Origin of the sequence: Kitasatospora sp. NPDC007106, assembly GCF_040634455.1 — a bacterium.
Taxonomy (GTDB): Bacteria; Actinomycetota; Actinomycetes; order Streptomycetales; family Streptomycetaceae; genus Kitasatospora; species Kitasatospora arboriphila.
The window spans coordinates 24,276-39,833 of sequence record NZ_JBEYFP010000017.1; the positions used below are offsets into that span (position 1 = coordinate 24,276).

The 15,558-nt window shown below is 74.9% G+C and carries 10 protein-coding genes and 1 pseudogene; 5 read left to right on the forward strand and 6 right to left on the reverse strand.

From position 1 onward, the window contains the following. Positions 1-7: 7 nt before the first annotated feature. From ABZ641_RS03815 to ABZ641_RS03825, 3 genes are all read right to left on the reverse strand, one after another. Positions 8-1,579: an LCP family protein gene (locus ABZ641_RS03815; protein ID WP_359978934.1), complete on the reverse strand. Its 1,572-nt coding sequence runs from the start codon at positions 1,577-1,579 to the stop codon at positions 8-10. Positions 1,580-1,787: 208 nt separating this feature from the next. Next, positions 1,788-3,485, reverse strand: coding sequence for an LCP family protein (locus ABZ641_RS03820; protein WP_359978937.1), 1,698 nt, complete (start codon positions 3,483-3,485; stop codon positions 1,788-1,790). A gap of 194 nt (positions 3,486-3,679) precedes the next feature. Continuing rightward, entirely contained in the window at positions 3,680-4,471 is a 792-nt protein-coding gene (locus ABZ641_RS03825; protein ID WP_359978939.1) for a TIGR03089 family protein, read from the reverse strand. A 102-nt stretch (positions 4,472-4,573) separates the two neighbouring features. On the opposite strand from ABZ641_RS03825, the gene ABZ641_RS03830 reads away from it, so the two are divergent. Beyond that, a complete protein-coding gene (locus tag ABZ641_RS03830; RefSeq protein WP_359978941.1) occupies positions 4,574-5,692 on the forward strand; it encodes a peptidoglycan recognition protein in 1,119 nt (372 codons plus the stop codon). A gap of 201 nt (positions 5,693-5,893) precedes the next feature. Continuing rightward, the gene (locus ABZ641_RS03835; protein WP_359978944.1) at positions 5,894-6,802 is read left to right on the forward strand and encodes a DNA-3-methyladenine glycosylase 2 family protein; all 909 of its coding nucleotides are present in this window, start codon (positions 5,894-5,896) and stop codon (positions 6,800-6,802) included. Positions 6,803-6,922: 120 nt separating this feature from the next. Here the strand turns inward: ABZ641_RS03835 and ABZ641_RS03840 are convergent, their stop codons facing one another. Genes ABZ641_RS03840 through ABZ641_RS03850 form a run of 3 tightly spaced genes read right to left on the reverse strand, consistent with a single transcriptional unit; the run spans position 6,923 to position 9,817 of the window. Beyond that, entirely contained in the window at positions 6,923-8,215 is a 1,293-nt protein-coding gene (locus ABZ641_RS03840; RefSeq protein ID WP_344622060.1) for a coenzyme F420-0:L-glutamate ligase, read from the reverse strand. After that, positions 8,212-9,171, reverse strand: coding sequence for a 2-phospho-L-lactate transferase (gene cofD, locus ABZ641_RS03845; protein ID WP_344622059.1), 960 nt, complete (start codon positions 9,169-9,171; stop codon positions 8,212-8,214). The genes ABZ641_RS03840 and cofD overlap by 4 nt, the downstream gene beginning before the upstream one ends. A 28-nt stretch (positions 9,172-9,199) precedes the next feature. After that, complete coding sequence (locus ABZ641_RS03850) at positions 9,200-9,817, reverse strand: cysteine dioxygenase family protein (RefSeq protein WP_344622058.1); 618 nt, start codon at positions 9,815-9,817, stop codon at positions 9,200-9,202. A gap of 706 nt (positions 9,818-10,523) precedes the next feature. Between ABZ641_RS03850 and ABZ641_RS03855 the strand changes: the two genes are divergently transcribed. The 3 genes and pseudogenes from ABZ641_RS03855 to ABZ641_RS03865 form a co-directional block, all read left to right on the forward strand. Continuing rightward, entirely contained in the window at positions 10,524-10,799 is a 276-nt protein-coding gene (locus tag ABZ641_RS03855; RefSeq protein WP_030276170.1) for a WhiB family transcriptional regulator, read from the forward strand. A gap of 295 nt (positions 10,800-11,094) precedes the next feature. Further along, positions 11,095-15,033 carry a glycosyltransferase gene (locus tag ABZ641_RS03860; RefSeq protein WP_359978948.1) on the forward strand — a complete coding sequence of 1,313 codons (3,939 nt, stop codon included), beginning with the start codon at positions 11,095-11,097 and terminating at the stop codon, positions 15,031-15,033. Positions 15,034-15,039: 6 nt separating this feature from the next. Beyond that, positions 15,040-15,558 (forward strand): annotated as a pseudogene (locus ABZ641_RS03865) (hypothetical protein); the annotation flags it as partial.

The following is a 15,558-nucleotide window of genomic DNA, read 5'->3' on the forward strand; positions in this document are numbered from 1 at the left end:
GTGTCCGTCAGTAGGTGTAGCGGTTGCCCTGCGGGACGACCGTCATGCAGTCCTTGTCGTTGTCCGAGGTCTCCGCCTCGACGGTGGTCGGCAGCGCGGTGGGCGCGGGGGCGGCGGTGAAGGCGGTGCCGCTCTTCCAGTCCGCGCCGATCACCAGGCTCAGCGTCGTGGACGTGCCGGACTCCGCCAGGGCGCTCGCCGGCAGGCCGAGCGCGGCGGCGACCACCTGGGCCTTGGCCTGCTGGCCCGCGCCGTAGGTGAGCTTGGTGGTGTCCCGGGTGCCGCCGCCGGGCGCCGTCGCCGCCTTGGTGAACCCGGCCGCGACCAGGGCCTTCTTGACGTCGCCGGCCCGGTTGGTGACCCCGGTGCCGTTCTGGACGGTGACCGCGATCGTGCTCTTCGCGGGCGCGTCGGCACCGGCCGTCGGCGAGGGCGCGGCGGCGGGGGTCGGCGAGGCGGCCGCGGCCGCGGCCGGGCCCTTGTCGTCCAGCGGTTTGTCGGCGAGCAGCATCTTCCAGATCTGCTGCACGTCGTTCTGCTTGAGGATCAGCTTGGCCGCGGGGTTCTTCGGGTCGGGCAGCACCGGAACGGTCAGCGTCGTCGTCCGCTCGGTGGGCACCTGCTTCAGCTCGTTGCCGAGGTCGTAGAGCTTCTTGAGGTCGGCGATGTCCTTGTCGACGCTCAGCGACTTGGTGGCGGCCTCGGCGAGCGACATCAGCTGCCCGGGGTCGCTGAGCCGCCCGCTGGACTTCAGCTCGCGGATCATCGAGCTGAGGTACATGTGCTGCGCCTTGGTGCGGCCGAGGTCGGAGCCCCAGGCGTCGCGGGTGCGCAGCCACTTGAGCGCGTCCTCGCCCTGGACCTTGCTGGTGCCCTTGGGCAGCTTGAGGTCGGTGCCGCCGTGGCCGGGCTGGTAGCGGTCCCACATGTTGCGGTCCACGCAGACGGGCACACCGCCGATGGCGTCGGCCATCCGGACCACGCCGCTGAAGTCGACCATCATGTAGTGGTCGATGTCGAGGCCGGTCAGGTTGATCCAGGTGCCGACCACGCAGCCCGGACCGCCGCGGGCGAGGGCCTCGTTGATCGGGGTGTGGGTGGTCGACTTGTAGGTCGTGCCCTTGTCGTCGTGGCAGGTCGGGATCGTCACCATGGTGTCGCGCGGGATGCTGATCATCGAGGCGTTGGTGCGGTCGGCGGAGACGTGCAGCAGCATCTGGACGTCGGCCAGGCCGGGGCGGGACGCCTCGTCGGCGGAGCCGCCGAGCGCCACGTTCTCGGAGGAGGCGCGGCTGTCGGTGCCGATCATCAGGATGTTGAGCGGGGTCCGGCCCTTGGAGTCGGGTGCGGTGCGGGCGCCCTGTTCGTCCGTCAGGTTCTTGGTACCGGCCTGGATGTTGCCGTTGAGGTGCCGGTAGTACAGGTAGCCCGCGCCGCATCCCACCACCAGGGTGGCCCCGGTGGTGATGGCCACGACGCGCAGCCAGCGCCGGCCGCCCGGCCCCCGCCGGGACGCGCCGTCCTGCCGGGCCCGCCGGGCGGCGGCCCGGCCACCGGGTATCGGCTCAACGCTCGTCATGTGGTCCGCCCAGTCTCCTGCCCCGGTGGCCGGCCGGCCGGTGGGGCGATCCCGGACCGTCCGGCGGGCACGCGGCACGGAGGCCCCCGTGCCGGCTCGGCCCGGTCTCCCCCTGGCCGGTCGGTCTACAGACAGGACGCTTCGCGCGGCCGAAAGGTTACAGAACCGACTGTGTCAGGACGGAAAATGACGTAGTGTCCCGCGGCCGCTACTTCGCGCACACATCGGTGTCGTCGGCCCGGACGCGCTGCAGGTTCTCCGGCGGCGCGGTCGGCAGCGGGACGGTGGAGGCCGGGGACGACGGGCCGGCGCCCGGCGCGGCCGGGCCCGCGGAGGCGGCCGGCGGGACGTAGTCCCGGCCGAGCACCACGACCAGGCCGTCCTCGGGGCTCAGCTTCGCGCTCTGTCGCACGGAGTCGGTGGGCAGCCCGAGGGCGGTGGCGAGCGCGGCCGCCTCCTCCGCCCGGCCTGCCGGGTAGCCGATCGAACTGGCGGCGGCGGCCTGGGTGTTGCCGCCGACGGCGGCCTTGCTGAAGCCCTTGGCCTGGAGCTCCGCGGTGGCCCGCCCGGCCTGCCGGCCGACCCCGCTGCCGTTGCGGACGGTCACCTCGACCTCGGAGGGGTCGAGCAGCGGGCCGAGCCCCGGGTGGCCGGAGGCCCGGCTGGCCGGCGTGGCCGAGGACCGCGCGGCGACACCGGCCGCCCCGACCGCGGACGCGTCGGCGGGTGCCGTGGGGGCGGCGGGGTCCAGTGAGCGGTCGGCCGCGACGAGCGCGAACAGCTGCGCGGCGTCGGGCTGGCGCAGCGCGAGCCGGCCCTTGTTCCGGGGGTCGTCCTGTACCGGCACCGTGGCGAAGGTGATGTGCCCGGCGTCGACCCTGCCGAGCTCCAGCGCGAGGTCCTTGAGCCGCCGGACGTCGTCGATCCCGGAGTCGACGGTGAGCGCCTTGGTGGCGGCGTCCGCGAGCTGCCAGAGCTTGGTGGGGCTGGTCAGGGTGTCAGTGCTCTTGATCTTGCGGATCATCGAGCTCAGGAACTGCTGCTGCAGCGGGATGCGGGTGAGGTCGCCGCCCAGGCCGACGGCGTGCCGGGTGCGGACGAAGGCCAGTGCCTCCTCGCCCTGCACCACATGGCGGCCCCTGGTCATCCGCAGGTGGGAGTCCGGGTCGTCGATGTTCTTGGCCGCGCACACCTCGACGCCGCCGACCGCCGTCGAGAGCGTCTTGACCGCCTCGAAGTTCACCATCATGAAGTGGTCGACGCGGATGCCGGTCAGCTTCTCCACCGTCGTCCAGGTGCAGCCGGGGTCGCGGCCGTCCTCGCCGAGGCTGGTGTTGAACATCGCCCGCCGCTCGCCGGGGATCCGCCGGTCCCCGGTGCGGCACTCCGGGATCTGCACCATCAGGTCGCGGGGGATGCTCAGCACGGTGGCGTTGGTGCGGTCCCGGGAGACGTGGAGCAGCAGGGTGGTGTCGGCGTGCCCGGTGCTGCCCTCGTCGCCGTAGGCGCGGCCGAGGCCGACCCGGCTGTCGGTGCCGATCACCAGGACGTTGACCGCGCCCTCGATGGCGTGCGGCCGCTCGGACTCGGTGCCGACGTGCACGTCCACCGAGGCGATGTTGGCGTTGAAGTGCTGGAACGCGAAGTACGCGCCGCCGCAGCCGGCGACCAGGGCCAGTGCGGCGGTGATTCCCGTCCAGCGGGCGAGGCGGCGGCCGCGTTCGGCGGACCGGAGGCCCCGGCGGCGCTCCGCCCGCCCGCCCCCGGCGAGGGCGGAGGCCCCGGCTCTCCGGCGGCTCCCGGGGGCCGGGACGTACGGGGAGCCGTCGGGCCGCGGACCGCTCGGGTCGGCCGCACGGGAGTAGGCGTCCGGGGCGGTGCCCGGACGCCGCTGTCCGCTGTTCATCCGGGAAACCCTAGACGAGCCCGCACGGCCGGCCGCCCGCATCGGACGGATGTGACCCGGTCCGGTGAACCGTCAGAAACGGTGGAACGCCCGCGCGTTCGGACGCCCCCGAAGGGGCCCGCCGGTGCGCGGGCGTTCCGTGGCGGGGCCGGGCCCGCCGGGTGGATCGGTCGGCCGGGTTCGGCCGTTCGGGTTCAGCCCAGGCGCAGCGTCACCCGTTCGGCGTCGATGCGCTTCTCCCACTGATCCGCCGTCAACCCCTCGGAGTTCCGGCAGAGCACCACCGAGGCGCCGGCGGCGAGCGGCGCCAGCAGCCCCGCCTCCAGCCCGGCCCAGTCGTCGTACGACAGCGTGGACAGCACCCGGTCGCCGGGGCCGATGCCCAGGCGCGCCGCACCCTCGCGGGCGAGCTGCACGGTCTGTTCGCCGGTCAGTTTCAGCGGCAGGCCGTCGATGTGGGTCTCCAGGGCCTGGGAGTCCGGGTGGACGGGCGAGTACGGGGCGAACCGGTCGCCCTGGCCGGGCACCTCGGCGGCGTAGTCGAGGAAGCCGTCCGGCCGCTGGGGGAAGCGGCCGCCCAGCGGACGGAGGGCGAGCGCCACCCGTTCGCCGGAACAGGCCTCGGCGGCCTCCAGGCCGTCGGGTCCGCTGATCACCAGGTCGGCGGAGCCGGGGTCGCCGCCGGGCACGGCGGTCACCCCGACGGACCAGCAGGCCAGCAGCCAGACCGCGGTCTGCCAGTGCGCGGGCAGCAGCAGCGCGGCGCGGTCGTCGGGGCCCGCGTTCAGCTCGTCCTGGAGGAGGTTGGCGGTCTTGGCGACCCAGTTGTCGAAGGTCTTCGCGGAGAGCTCGACCCGTTCACCGGTCGAGTCGTCGTAGAAGGTGATCAGAGGGCGGGAGGGGTCGGCATCGGAGGCACCGGGGCGCAGATAGGCGTGCAGCAGCTCGGCGGGGATGCGGGCGTCGGCAGCGAAGGGCGCAGTCATGGTGCGGTCCAGCCTACGGCCTCCTCATGGACGTCCGGCAGGGGCGTCGACCTCGGCCGAGCGGCGTGGCGGCTGAGGTTTTTTGCCGTCAATATCCGATTTATGCGCCTTGAACGAAGGGCCGCCCTCGCGGCGGCCGCCACCACGACCACCCTGCTGCTCACGACCCTCGCCGCCGTGCCCGCGCACGCGCGGCCCTCGTCGGGCGGCGTCACCACCATCCCCCTGGAGGGTTCCGGGCTCCGCGGTCCCGACACCCTCCGCGACCTCGGCCCGCGGACCACCGGCACCTTCGCCCTGGTGGGCGTCAGCTGGGACGACCCGTCGGAGACCCTCGACGGCGGCGTGCAGGTCCGCACCCGCAGCGCGACCACCGGAGAGTGGAGCGCCTGGCACGACCTCACGGCGGAACGGGACGACCGGCCGGACGAAGTCACCGGACGCGGCGCCACCGCCCCGCTCTGGGTCGGCCCGAGCAACGGCGTCGCCGTCCGGGTCAAGGCCGGCAGCCGGCCCTTCCCGGCCGGGTTACGGGCCGAACTCGTCGACCCCGGCGCCGATCCGGCCGTCACCCCCGAGCCGCGGCCCGCCGAGCCGGCCCCGCGCGCGGCCGGTGCCGCCCCGCGCCCCGGCATCGTCACCCGGGCCGGCTGGGGCGCCGACGAGTCGATCCGGGAGAGCGGCTTCGTCTACACCGGCGACGTCCGCGCGGTCTTCGTCCACCACACCGACACCGCCAACGACTACAGCTGCGGCGACTCGCCGAAGGTCATCCGGGCGATCTACCAGTACCACGTGAAGAGCCTCGGCTGGCGGGACATCGGCTACAACTTCCTGGTCGACCGCTGCGGCACGATCTACGAGGGCCGCGCCGGCGGCGTCGCCGAACCCGTCCTCGGCGCGCACACCCTCGGCTTCAACACCAACTCCGCCGGCGTCGCCGCCCTCGGCACCTACGTCACCGACGAGGCGCCGGAGGCCCAGATCGACGGCATCTCGCAGATCGCCGCGTGGAAGCTCGGCCTCACCGGCAAGGACGCCCAGGGCACCGCGACCCTCGTCTCGGCCTCCGACGGCAGCAAGTACAAGAAGGGCACCTCGGTGAAGTTCAACGCGATCTCCGGCCACCGGGACGCGTTCAACACCGAGTGCCCCGGCGAGGAGCTGTACGCCCGGCTCGGCGACATCCGCGCCTGGGCGGCCACCCTCCAGGGCCGGTGAGCCCGACCGCCCCGGACCCGACCACCGGCCGGACCCGCCGCCCCCGCGGCCGGTCCGGCCGATCCGTCGCTCCGGCCCGCGGTTCCGGTCCGTCGTCCGGCCCGTCGCTCCGGCCCGTGCCGGGCGCCCGGCCGCCGGGCGTATCGTTCGAGGCGCCCGCGCGGCACGGCGGGCACCGAGGACGAAAGGGAGCGAGGCGCGATGCCGGGCACGGTACGGCGGTGGCGCCCCGGCCACCCGCTCGACCTCGGCCGCACCCTCTTCCCGCTCCGGCGCGGACCCGCCGACCCGTCCTTCCGCACCACCCCCGACGGCTCGGTCTGGCGCGCCTCCCGCACCCCGGCCGGCCCCGGCACCCTGCGGATCACCCCGCGCTCCGGCGAGATCGAGGCCCAGGCCTGGGGCCCCGGCGCGGACTGGCTGCTCGACGCACTGCCCCGGCTGCTCGGCGCCGACGACGACCCCGGCGCGCTCGTCCTCCCGCCCGGCCCGCTGCGCGAGGCCCAGCGCAACCACCCCGGCGTCCGCCTCGCCCGGACGGGCCTGGTCATGGACTCGCTCGTGCCGGCCGTCCTGGAACAGAAGGTCACCACCCTGGAGGCCCACCGCGCCTGGCGGACGCTGCTGCACGACTTCGGCACCGCGGCCCCCGGACCGGTGGACGGCCTGCGGGTGGCGCCGTCCGCCCGCGACTGGGCGACGATCCCCAGCTGGGAGTGGCACCGCGCCGGGGTCGACCCGAAGCGGTCCGCGACCGTCGTCCGGGCCGCCCGCCTCGCACCGCGCCTCGAGGAGGCGTCAGGCTTCGACCACGAGCAGGCCTTCGCCCGGCTGACCGCCGTCCCCGGCATCGGGGTGTGGACGGCGGCCGAGACGCTGCAGCGCGCCAACGGGGACCCGGACGCGGTGTCCGTCGGCGACTTCCACCTGCCGAACACGGTCGGCTGGGCGCTGGCCGGGCGGCCGCGGAGCGACGACGCCCAGATGCTCGACCTGCTGGAGCCCTACCGCCCGCAGCGCCACCGCGTCTGCCGCCTCATCGGCCTCACCGGATCCCGCGCCCCCCGCTACGGCCCCCGCCTCACCCCCAACGACCACCGCCACCGCTAGCCCCACCTGCCGGAGGGACCACCCCAGGGGCGCGTGGGGAACTGCGCAACCCGGGTGCGGGCCCGCCCTGCGGGTCAGGGCAGGCAAAGTCGGGGGCGTGCTGCCCTCCGCAGGAGAGCTTCACCGAACCGTCAGGAACCGCTCCGCCGACCGTTCCGGCCGTTCCTTCGGCGGTTCCGCCGGGCGGCCGACGGCGACGGCGCCCATCGGGTCCCAGTCACCGGGCAGGTCGAGGACCTCCCGGACGGTGTCCCGGCAGAACATCGTGGACGACACCCAGGCGGTGCCGTACCCCTCGCCGGTGAGTGCGACCAGCAGGTTCTGCACGGCCGCACCGATCGCCACCGTGAACATCTCCCGTTCGGCCGCGGCGCGCCGCCCGTCCGGGTAGCTGTGCGAGCCGTCCATGACGAGGCAGGGCACCACCAGGTAGGGGGCCTTGCGCAGGACGTCCCCGCGGGCGGTCCGCCGGGCGATCCGCTCCTCGTCCCAGCCGTCGAGCTCCCGCAGGTCGCGCCGCCAGGCCGCCAGCATGGCGTCCAGCAGGGCGGTGCGGGTCCGCGGGTCCTCCAGCAGGACGAACCGCCACGGGGTGGTGTGGTGCGGTGCGGGGGCGGTGACCGCGGCGGCGACCGCGCGCCGGACGGCGGCCGGGTCGACCGGTTCGTCGGTGAAGCTGCGGACGGTGCGCCGCAGGGTGACGGCCCGGCGCAGTGCTTCGGAGGTGCCGAGGCGGAACATGTCGTCGGCGGCGGGCCGGATCAGCGGCCGGACGCCCTCGCCGTGCCCGTCGGTGACGAGGTGGCCGAGGCCGCGGACCACGGCGACGGGGGTGCCGCTGGTCTTGCCCTTCACCAGGTCGCCCGCGGCGGCGAGTTCGTCGGCGGTGGCGGTGACGGTGAGCTGCAGCAGGTTGCCGTGGCCGTCGGTGCGGCCGCGGTGGTCGTCCAGGACGGGCAGTCCGGCCGCGCCGATGGCGACGTCGGTGAGGCCGGTGCGCCAGGGGCGGCCGAAGGTGTCGGTGAGGAGGACGGCGAGCCGGCGGCCGGTGAGTTCCTGGAGCCGCTCGCGGAGGGCGCGGGCGGAGCCGTCCGGGTCCTCGGGCAGCAGCAGGACGGTGCCGGGCGGGGTGTTGGAGGCGTCGACGCCGGCGGCGGCCATCACCAGGCCGTTGCGGTTCTCGACGATCCGGGCCGGGCCGCGCCGGGCGACCACCCGGACGGTCTCGGCGTCGATGGCGGCCTCCCGGTCGGCGGCGTGCAGGACGCGGCCCTCGGCCTTGCTGACGATCTTCGAGGTGACGAGCAGGATGTCGCCGTCCTCGAAGCTGCCGTGCTTGGCGAGGAGTTCGGCGAGGTCGGCGCCGGGTGCGATCTCCGGGAGGCCGGTGACCGGGAGGATCTCCAGGCTCACGCCCGCACCTCCGCGGCGAGCTCCAGCGCGGCGCGGGCCATCGCGGCGGTCGCCGGCACGTCGGTCATCATCAGCGGGACGGCGCGGCAGCGGATGCCGGCGGCCTCGACCGCGGCGACGGCGGCCTCGTCGGCGGTGTCCACCAGCCATCCGTCCAGCAGGTCGGCGCCGTAGTGCAGGGCGACGGCGTCGGCCGCGGCCTCGACGCCGACGGCGGCCAGCACCTTGTCCGCCATGCCGCGGACGGGGGCGCCGCCGACGATCGGCGAGAGCCCGACGACCGGGGCGGCCGCGTCGGCGACCGCCCGCCGGATGCCGGGCACGGCGAGGATCGTGCCGACGGACACCACCGGGTTGGACGGCGGGAGGAGGATCACGTCGGCCTCGGCGATCGCCTCCAGGACGCCGGGGGCGGGCTTCGCGGTGTCGGCGCCGACCGGCACGATCGCCTCGGCCGCGACCTCGGCGTGCAGCCGCACCCAGTACTCCTGGAAGTGCACGGCCCGGGTTCCCCGGTCGTCGGTGATCCGCACGTGCGTCTCGACCCGGTCGTCGCTCATCGGGATCAGCCGCACGCCCGGCTGCCAGCGGTCGCAGAGCGCCTCGGTGACGGCGCTGAGCGGGTAGCCGGCGGAGATCATCTGGGTGCGGACGATGTGGGTGGCGAAGTCGCGGTCGCCGAGCCCGAACCAGTCGGGTCCGACCCCGTACGCCTTCATCTCCTCCTTGACGGACCAGGTCTCGTCGGCCCGGCCCCAGCCCTGTTCCTCGTGGATCCCGCCGCCGAGGGTGTACATCACGGTGTCGAGGTCCGGGCAGACCTTGAGTCCGAAGAGGTGGATGTCGTCGCCGGTGTTGCCGATGACGGTGATCACGTCGCCGGGGGCGACGGCCTCCTTCAGTCCGCGCAGGAAGCGCGCCCCACCGATTCCGCCAGCCAGTGCCACGATGCGCATGGGGTCATCCTGCCAGCCGGCGGGGCGGCTACCGCGGTTCGGGCTGGTGCTCCGGCACGGCGGCGGCGCCGTACTGGTTCATCTCGACCAGGCCGGGCGTGTAGAGGTGGACGGAGACGGCGGGCTCCAGCGCGGCGTTGACCATCTCGTGCAGGTAGCCGCCGGAGAAGACCCGCTGCGTGCCCGGTCGCAGCACCCGGGTGCCCTCGCCGGCCGCGGTCAGGGACCGCTCGGTGAGTTCGCCCTGCACGACGGCCATCACGCCGGCGGAGTCGCCGTGGTCGTGGAACCCGCTGCTCTGGCCGGGCAGCCAGCTGAGCAGCCAGACCTCGTAGCCGGGGCCGGTCTCCAGCCGGGCGTACCAGCGGGTGAGCGCGTCGTAGCGGACCAGCGGCTCCCAGCGGGCGCGGTCGGCGGCGATCTCGCGCACCAGTCGGGCCCGGTCGGCGACGGTGACCGGGGCGGCCGGGTGGCGCGGCAGGTCGGTGCGGGCGAGGTGGGGGAAGGCGAGCGGGTCGCCGGCGATGGAGACGTCGCTCAGGCCGTCGGCCCAGGGGTGCCGCGGGGCGGCGATGCGCACGGCGGTGCGGGTGGTGACGAGTGCGTTCTTCTTGCGGTCGCGGTTGCGCGGGCGGAGGCGGGGCATTCGCACGGGAGTCCTCGGATCGGCCGGGGTCGGTCGGGTGGTGAGCCGATCCGCGGTGGTTCGGGGACGTGTCGCGCGGGCGGCCTCGATGTTCGGGCTGTGTGCGGCGCGCGGTGGGACGCGTGCGCCTAGATACAGCAGGAACAGAGGCGACAACAGAGCTGGTTCGAGGCAGCCCGCGGGGCGGCCTGGCGGCCGACGGGGCGGGAGACGAACCGATACATGGGGGACAGGAGACCTCACCCGTGGGTCCGGTGTCAACCCGATCTCCGGGACATTCAGGACGGATCATGCACCAACCACCGGATGGAGTGATAAATCACCCTCTAGGTTTCGATGCGAAGATCGCCGGGAAGGCAGCCCGGTACCCGGGCAACCGGGCCGCCTCCGCGGGCGTCTTCTTGATCGGGAGCAGGTTCCGGCCCGATCGCCGGGACCGCCTCGGCGGGGCCGGCCGGTGCTGACCGGACGTCAGATACCGGATACCTTTGGGCGGTTACGTCTGCTCCAGGGCAAATGTCCGGGTTGTCCGGATATGTACACTATTGGTAGCGGCTTGGTTCCGGGGAGTGAATCCTCGACCCAATACCAGAGCTCGGCTTGACTGGGCCAGAGCGGCGCAACTGTAATTTCACTCGTGTCGTTCCGCCGCTCAGGCAACGGCAACACCACGGGGACGCCAAGAGGGGCAGAGGAGGCGCGCCAGATGAGCGAGCTCTTTGAGCTTTTGATCGGTGACGGCATCGCAGAGGACGAAGAAGAGGAACTCGGCTGGCAGGAGCGCGCACTCTGCGCCCAGACCGACCCGGAGTCCTTCTTCCCCGAGAAGGGCGGCTCGACCCGCGAGGCCAAGAAGGTCTGCCTCGCCTGCGAGGTTCGCTCCGAGTGCCTGGAGTACGCCCTCGCCAACGACGAGCGCTTCGGCATCTGGGGCGGTCTCTCCGAGCGCGAGCGCCGTCGGCTCAAGAAGAGCGCGGTCTGACGAACCGAACCCCCCAGCAGTGCCGGGCGCCCCACCGGTCGGTGGGGCGCTTTCGCGTCCCCGTGCCCGTCCTTCCCCTGTACCGGCGGCGCCCCCGCGAGGCGGAGCCGTTAGTGTGGTGCGCCATCCGGATGCTCGCCATCCGGCGCCCGCGCACCGCCGCCCGCCCCGCGGGTACCGGCCACCCCGGTGGACCGGGCCCCACCGGACGGCGCGCGCACCACCCGCCGTCGTCCACCGGCTGCGTCCGCCGAAGGCTGCGTCCGCCGAAGAACCCCTGGGGCCCGCGAACTCGATGACTGCCTACAGCCACCAGAGCGGCTTCTCCGCTGCCCGGCCACCCGCGTACCCGCGGCACCTCGTCACCGCCGTGATCGTCTCGCACGACGGCGCGCGCTGGCTGCCGCAGGCCCTCGCCGGCCTGCTCGGCCAGGACCGGCCCGTCCAGCGCGTCCTCGCCGTCGACACCGGCTCCACCGACGCCTCGCCGCAGCTGCTCCAGGACACCCTCGGCGACTGGCTGCCCGAGAGCGGCCCGCTGGTGCTCGGCCGCCGCTCCGGATTCGGCAACGCGGTCGCCCAGGCCGTCTTCAACAGCCCGCCGCTGCGCCCCGAGGACCTCCCGTACAGCCTCGACCCCTCCGGCTACGACCCGGTCACCGGCGGCTGGGACGACTACGACGACCCGCTGGGCCGGCAGGAGGACGGCCTCGGCCGCACCGGCCCGCGCGAGGTCCACCCCACCGAGTGGCTCTGGCTGCTGCACGACGACTGCGAGCCGCAGACCGACGCGCTGCGCCGGCTCCTCCAGGTCGCCGACTCCACGCCCTCCGCCGCCGTGGTCGGCCCCAAGCTGCGCAGCTGGTACGACCGCCGGCAGCTGCTGGAGGTCGGCGTCACCATCGCCCGCTCCGGCCGCCGCTGGACGGGCCTCGACCGCCGCGAGCAGGACCAGGGCCAGCACGACCAGGTCCGCCCGGTGCTCGCCGTCTCCAGCGCCGGCATGCTCGTGCGGCGCGACGTCTTCGAGGAGCTCGGCGGCTTCGACAAGGCGCTGCCGCTGATGCGCGACGACGTCGACTTCTGCTGGCGGGTCAACGCCGCCGGCCACCGCGTCGTCGTCGCCCCCGACGCCGTGCTCCGGCACGCCGAGGCCGCCAGCCGCGAGCGCCGCGCCATCGACTGCGGCCCCGAACACCCGCACCGGGTCGACAAGGCCGGCGCCGTCTACACCCTGCTCGCCAACTCCCGCGGCGCGCTCTTCCCCTACGTCCTGCTCCGGATGATCCTCGGCACCCTGCTGCGGGTGCTCGCCAACCTCGTCGGCAAGGACCCCCGGCAGGCGTACGACGAACTCGCCGGCCTCAACCACGAGCTCATCCGGCTGCCCCGGCTGCTGCTCGCCCGCAAACGCCGCAAGCGCACCCGCTCCGCCGACGCGCTCGACGACCGCAGCCTCTTCCCGGCGCCCGGCGCCACCGCCCGGCTCGCCGTCGAGACCGCGATCTCCTCGCTCGGCATCGGCCGCGGCGACGACCACGGCGCCGGCCGGCACGGCTCGGTCGAGTCCGGGCCCGGCGACGACGACGCCGACGACCTCGTCGTCGAGCAGTTCGTCCTGCTGAAGAAGCTCGTCCGGCGCCCGGCGCCGGTGCTCTTCGCCGCCCTGCTGGTGTTCGCCCTGGCCGCCTGCCGCAGCCTGCTCGGCACCGGCGACCTCTCCGGCGGCGCCCTGCTCCCGGCCTCCGACGGCCTGGCCGGACTGTGGAACACCTACGCCGGCTCCTGGCACCCCGTCGGCACCGGCTCCACCGCCGCCGCCCCGCCCTACCTGGCCGTGCTCGCCGTCCTCTCCGGGCTGCTGTTCGGCAGCGCCAACCTGGCGCTCACCCTGATCGTCGTGCTGTCCGTGCCGCTCGCCGCGGTCAGCGCCTACCTGGTCTCCCGGCCGCTGATCGGGTCCAAGATCGTCCGGGCCTGGGCCAGCGCCACCTACGCGCTGCTGCCCGCCGCCACCGGCGCGATCGCCCAGGGCCGGATCGGCACCGCCGTGTTCGCCGTCCTGCTGCCGCCGCTGGCCCGCGCCGCGGCGATCGCGGCCGGCCTCGGCATCCGCAGCGAGAGCGCCGCCAAGGGCGCCCGGCCCGGCTGGCGGCCGGTCTGGATGACCGTCTTCATGCTCACCCTCTCCACCGCCTTCGTCCCGCTCGCCTGGGCGATCGCGGTGCCGCTCTGCCTCGCCGCCCTCGCCCACGCGGTGCTGCGCGGCGGCGCGTTCGGCTCCGGCGGCACCGCGCTGCGGCTGCTCGGCCTGCGCGTGGTGGTCATCCTCGGCGTGCCCGTCCTGGTGCTCGCCCCCTGGTCGCTCCAGGTGCTGACGCACCCCTCGCGGCTCCTGCTGGAGGCCGGCGTCCCCGTCTTCAGCGGCCACGCCGCCACCCCGCTCGGCCTGCTGCTCGCCAACCCCGGCGGCTCCGGCACCCCGCCGGTCTGGCTCTCCGCGGGCGTCGTGCTCGCCGCGCTCGCCGCGCTGCTGCGCGCCGACCGGCGCCGCGCCGTGCTCGCCGCCTGGGGCGCCGCCGGCGCCGGCCTGGTCTTCGCCGTCGCCGTCGCCGGCACCACCGTCATCCCGGCGTCCGGCGGCCCCGGCACCGCGGCCTGGGCCGGCCCGGCCACCCTGCTGACCGGCGTCGCCCTGCTGGCCGCCGCCGCGATCGGCGCCGACGGCGCCAACGCCCGCGTCTCCGGCATCGCCTTCGGCTGGCGGCAGCCGGTCGCCGCGCTCGTCCTCGCCAGCGCCGTGCTCGCCCCGGTCGGTACCGCCGTGTGGTGGGCGATCGCCGGCGCCGACGGCCCGCTGCAGCGCACCCGCGAGTCCCAGCTGCCCGCCTTCATCGCCGAGCAGGCCGGCACCACCGACCGCTCCCGCACCCTGGTGCTGACCGGCAAGGCGGACGGCAGCGCCGTCGGCTACGCCCTCGTCCGCGACGCCGGGCTGACCCTCGGCCAGGCCGAGGCCACCGTCGACGCCGCCGCCACCCAGGGCCTCACCGGGCTCACCGGACGCCTGCTCGCCGGATCCGGCGGCGACCAGGCCAAGGCGCTCGCCGCCTACGGCATCGGCTACGTCGAGGTGAAGGACCCGCTGACCGCCAAGGTCCGCGACGTGCTCGACACCACCCCCGGCCTGTCCCGGCTGAGCCGCGACAACGGCATCGCCATCTGGCAGGTCACCGGCGCCCCCGCCACCCGCGCGGTCGTGGTCGCGCCCAAGGGCGGCGGCACCACGCCGCTGCCGTCCGGCGCCCACGACATCGTCACCGACCTCCCGGACGGCCCGGCCGGCCGCGTGCTGCGCATCGCCGAGCAGGCCGACCCGAAGTGGCAGGCCACCCTGGACGGCCGCGAGCTGGAGGCCGCCGCCCTGGACGGCGACTGGGCCCAGGCCTTCAAGCTGCCCGCGCAGGGCGGCCGCCTGGAGGTCACCCGCACCGGCAGCCTCCCGCACACCGGCTGGATCGCCGGCCAGCTGCTGCTCGGCGTGGTCGTGCTCGTCCTCGCGCTGCCCGGCCGGCGCAGCACCAAGGACGACGACCTGCCCGAGGACGTGGTGGCCGCCCAGGCGCTCGCCGCGGCCGCCGAGCCGCCCGCGCCCGGCAGCCGCCGCGCCCGCCGGATGGCCGAGCGCGGCGAGGCCGACGGCACCGAGGGCGACACCGGCGTCTACGCGGGCATCCCGCAGCAGGGCGGTGCCGACGGCCCGGGTGCCGACGACTACGCCGACCCCTACCAGGCCGACCCGTACCAGAACGGCTTCCAGGACGCGTACGGCTGGGACCGGCAGGACGCCGAGGATCCGGACGGCCGGGGGACCGAGTACGACCAGCAGGGCTACGAGCAGCAGCAGGGCTACGAGCAGCAGGGGTACGACCAGCACCAGGGCTACCCGCAGGGCTACGAGCAGCAGCAGGGGTACGAGCAGCAGGGGTACGAACAGCAGGGGTACGAACAGGGCGGCTACCAGCAGCCGCAGCCCGGCTACGACGGCACCCAGTACGCCGACCCGTACGCGCCCTACGGCTACGACGGCCAGCAGTACCAGGGCTACCCGCAGGAGCAGCAGCCCTGGGTGCCGGGCCAGCAGACCGGCGAGCCGTACTACGACCCCGACGGCGGCCAGCAGGACGGATACACCAACGGCGGTCACCCGCACCACCACGGAACGGGGAACTGACCCGCGATGAAGAAGCCCAGCATCAAGGCCGCCGGCCTCAAGAAGCCGAGCCTGCCCGAGATCAAGAAGCCCAGCTTCGACGGCCTGCCCGGCGGCAGCCGCACCGGCCGGTCGCTGCTGGCCGCGGTGGCCGTGCTCGGCGTGGTCTTCGGGATCGCCGAGCTCCGCCCGCCGGCCGACCCGTCCACGGCCGGTGCGCCGGGCGGCGCCACCACCGCGCAGGTGGAGCGCAGCACGCTGGTGTGCCCGCCGCCGATCCAGGGCCTGTTCGCCAACACCGACCTGACGCTGTACGACCCGGCCGGCGGCAAGGCGGAGGGCGGCACCGCCTCGCTCTCCGACGTCGCGCCGCCGGCGGGTGCCACGGCGAAGCCCTCCGGCAGCGGTTCCGCCCAGCCGTCCGGGAGCCCCTCGGCGAGCCCGTCCGGCAGCGCGTCCTCGAAGCCGTCCGGCAGCGCTTCGGCCAAGCCGTCCGCCGGCGCCCCGGCGGCTCCGGCCGCGGGCGCCCGGCTGACGCTGGCCAAG

Coding starts and splice junctions, on each gene's coding strand:
- ABZ641_RS03815 (WP_359978934.1), bottom strand. CDS start 1,579: ATGACGAGCGTTGAGCCGATACCCGGTGGCCGGGCCGCCGCCCGGCGG.
- ABZ641_RS03820 (WP_359978937.1), bottom strand. CDS start 3,485: ATGAACAGCGGACAGCGGCGTCCGGGCACCGCCCCGGACGCCTACTCC.
- ABZ641_RS03825 (WP_359978939.1), bottom strand. CDS start 4,471: ATGACTGCGCCCTTCGCTGCCGACGCCCGCATCCCCGCCGAGCTGCTG.
- ABZ641_RS03830 (WP_359978941.1), top strand. CDS start 4,574: ATGCGCCTTGAACGAAGGGCCGCCCTCGCGGCGGCCGCCACCACGACC.
- ABZ641_RS03835 (WP_359978944.1), top strand. CDS start 5,894: ATGCCGGGCACGGTACGGCGGTGGCGCCCCGGCCACCCGCTCGACCTC.
- cofD (WP_344622059.1), bottom strand. CDS start 9,171: ATGCGCATCGTGGCACTGGCTGGCGGAATCGGTGGGGCGCGCTTCCTG.
- ABZ641_RS03850 (WP_344622058.1), bottom strand. CDS start 9,817: ATGCCCCGCCTCCGCCCGCGCAACCGCGACCGCAAGAAGAACGCACTC.
- ABZ641_RS03855 (WP_030276170.1), top strand. CDS start 10,524: ATGAGCGAGCTCTTTGAGCTTTTGATCGGTGACGGCATCGCAGAGGAC.
- ABZ641_RS03860 (WP_359978948.1), top strand. CDS start 11,095: ATGACTGCCTACAGCCACCAGAGCGGCTTCTCCGCTGCCCGGCCACCC.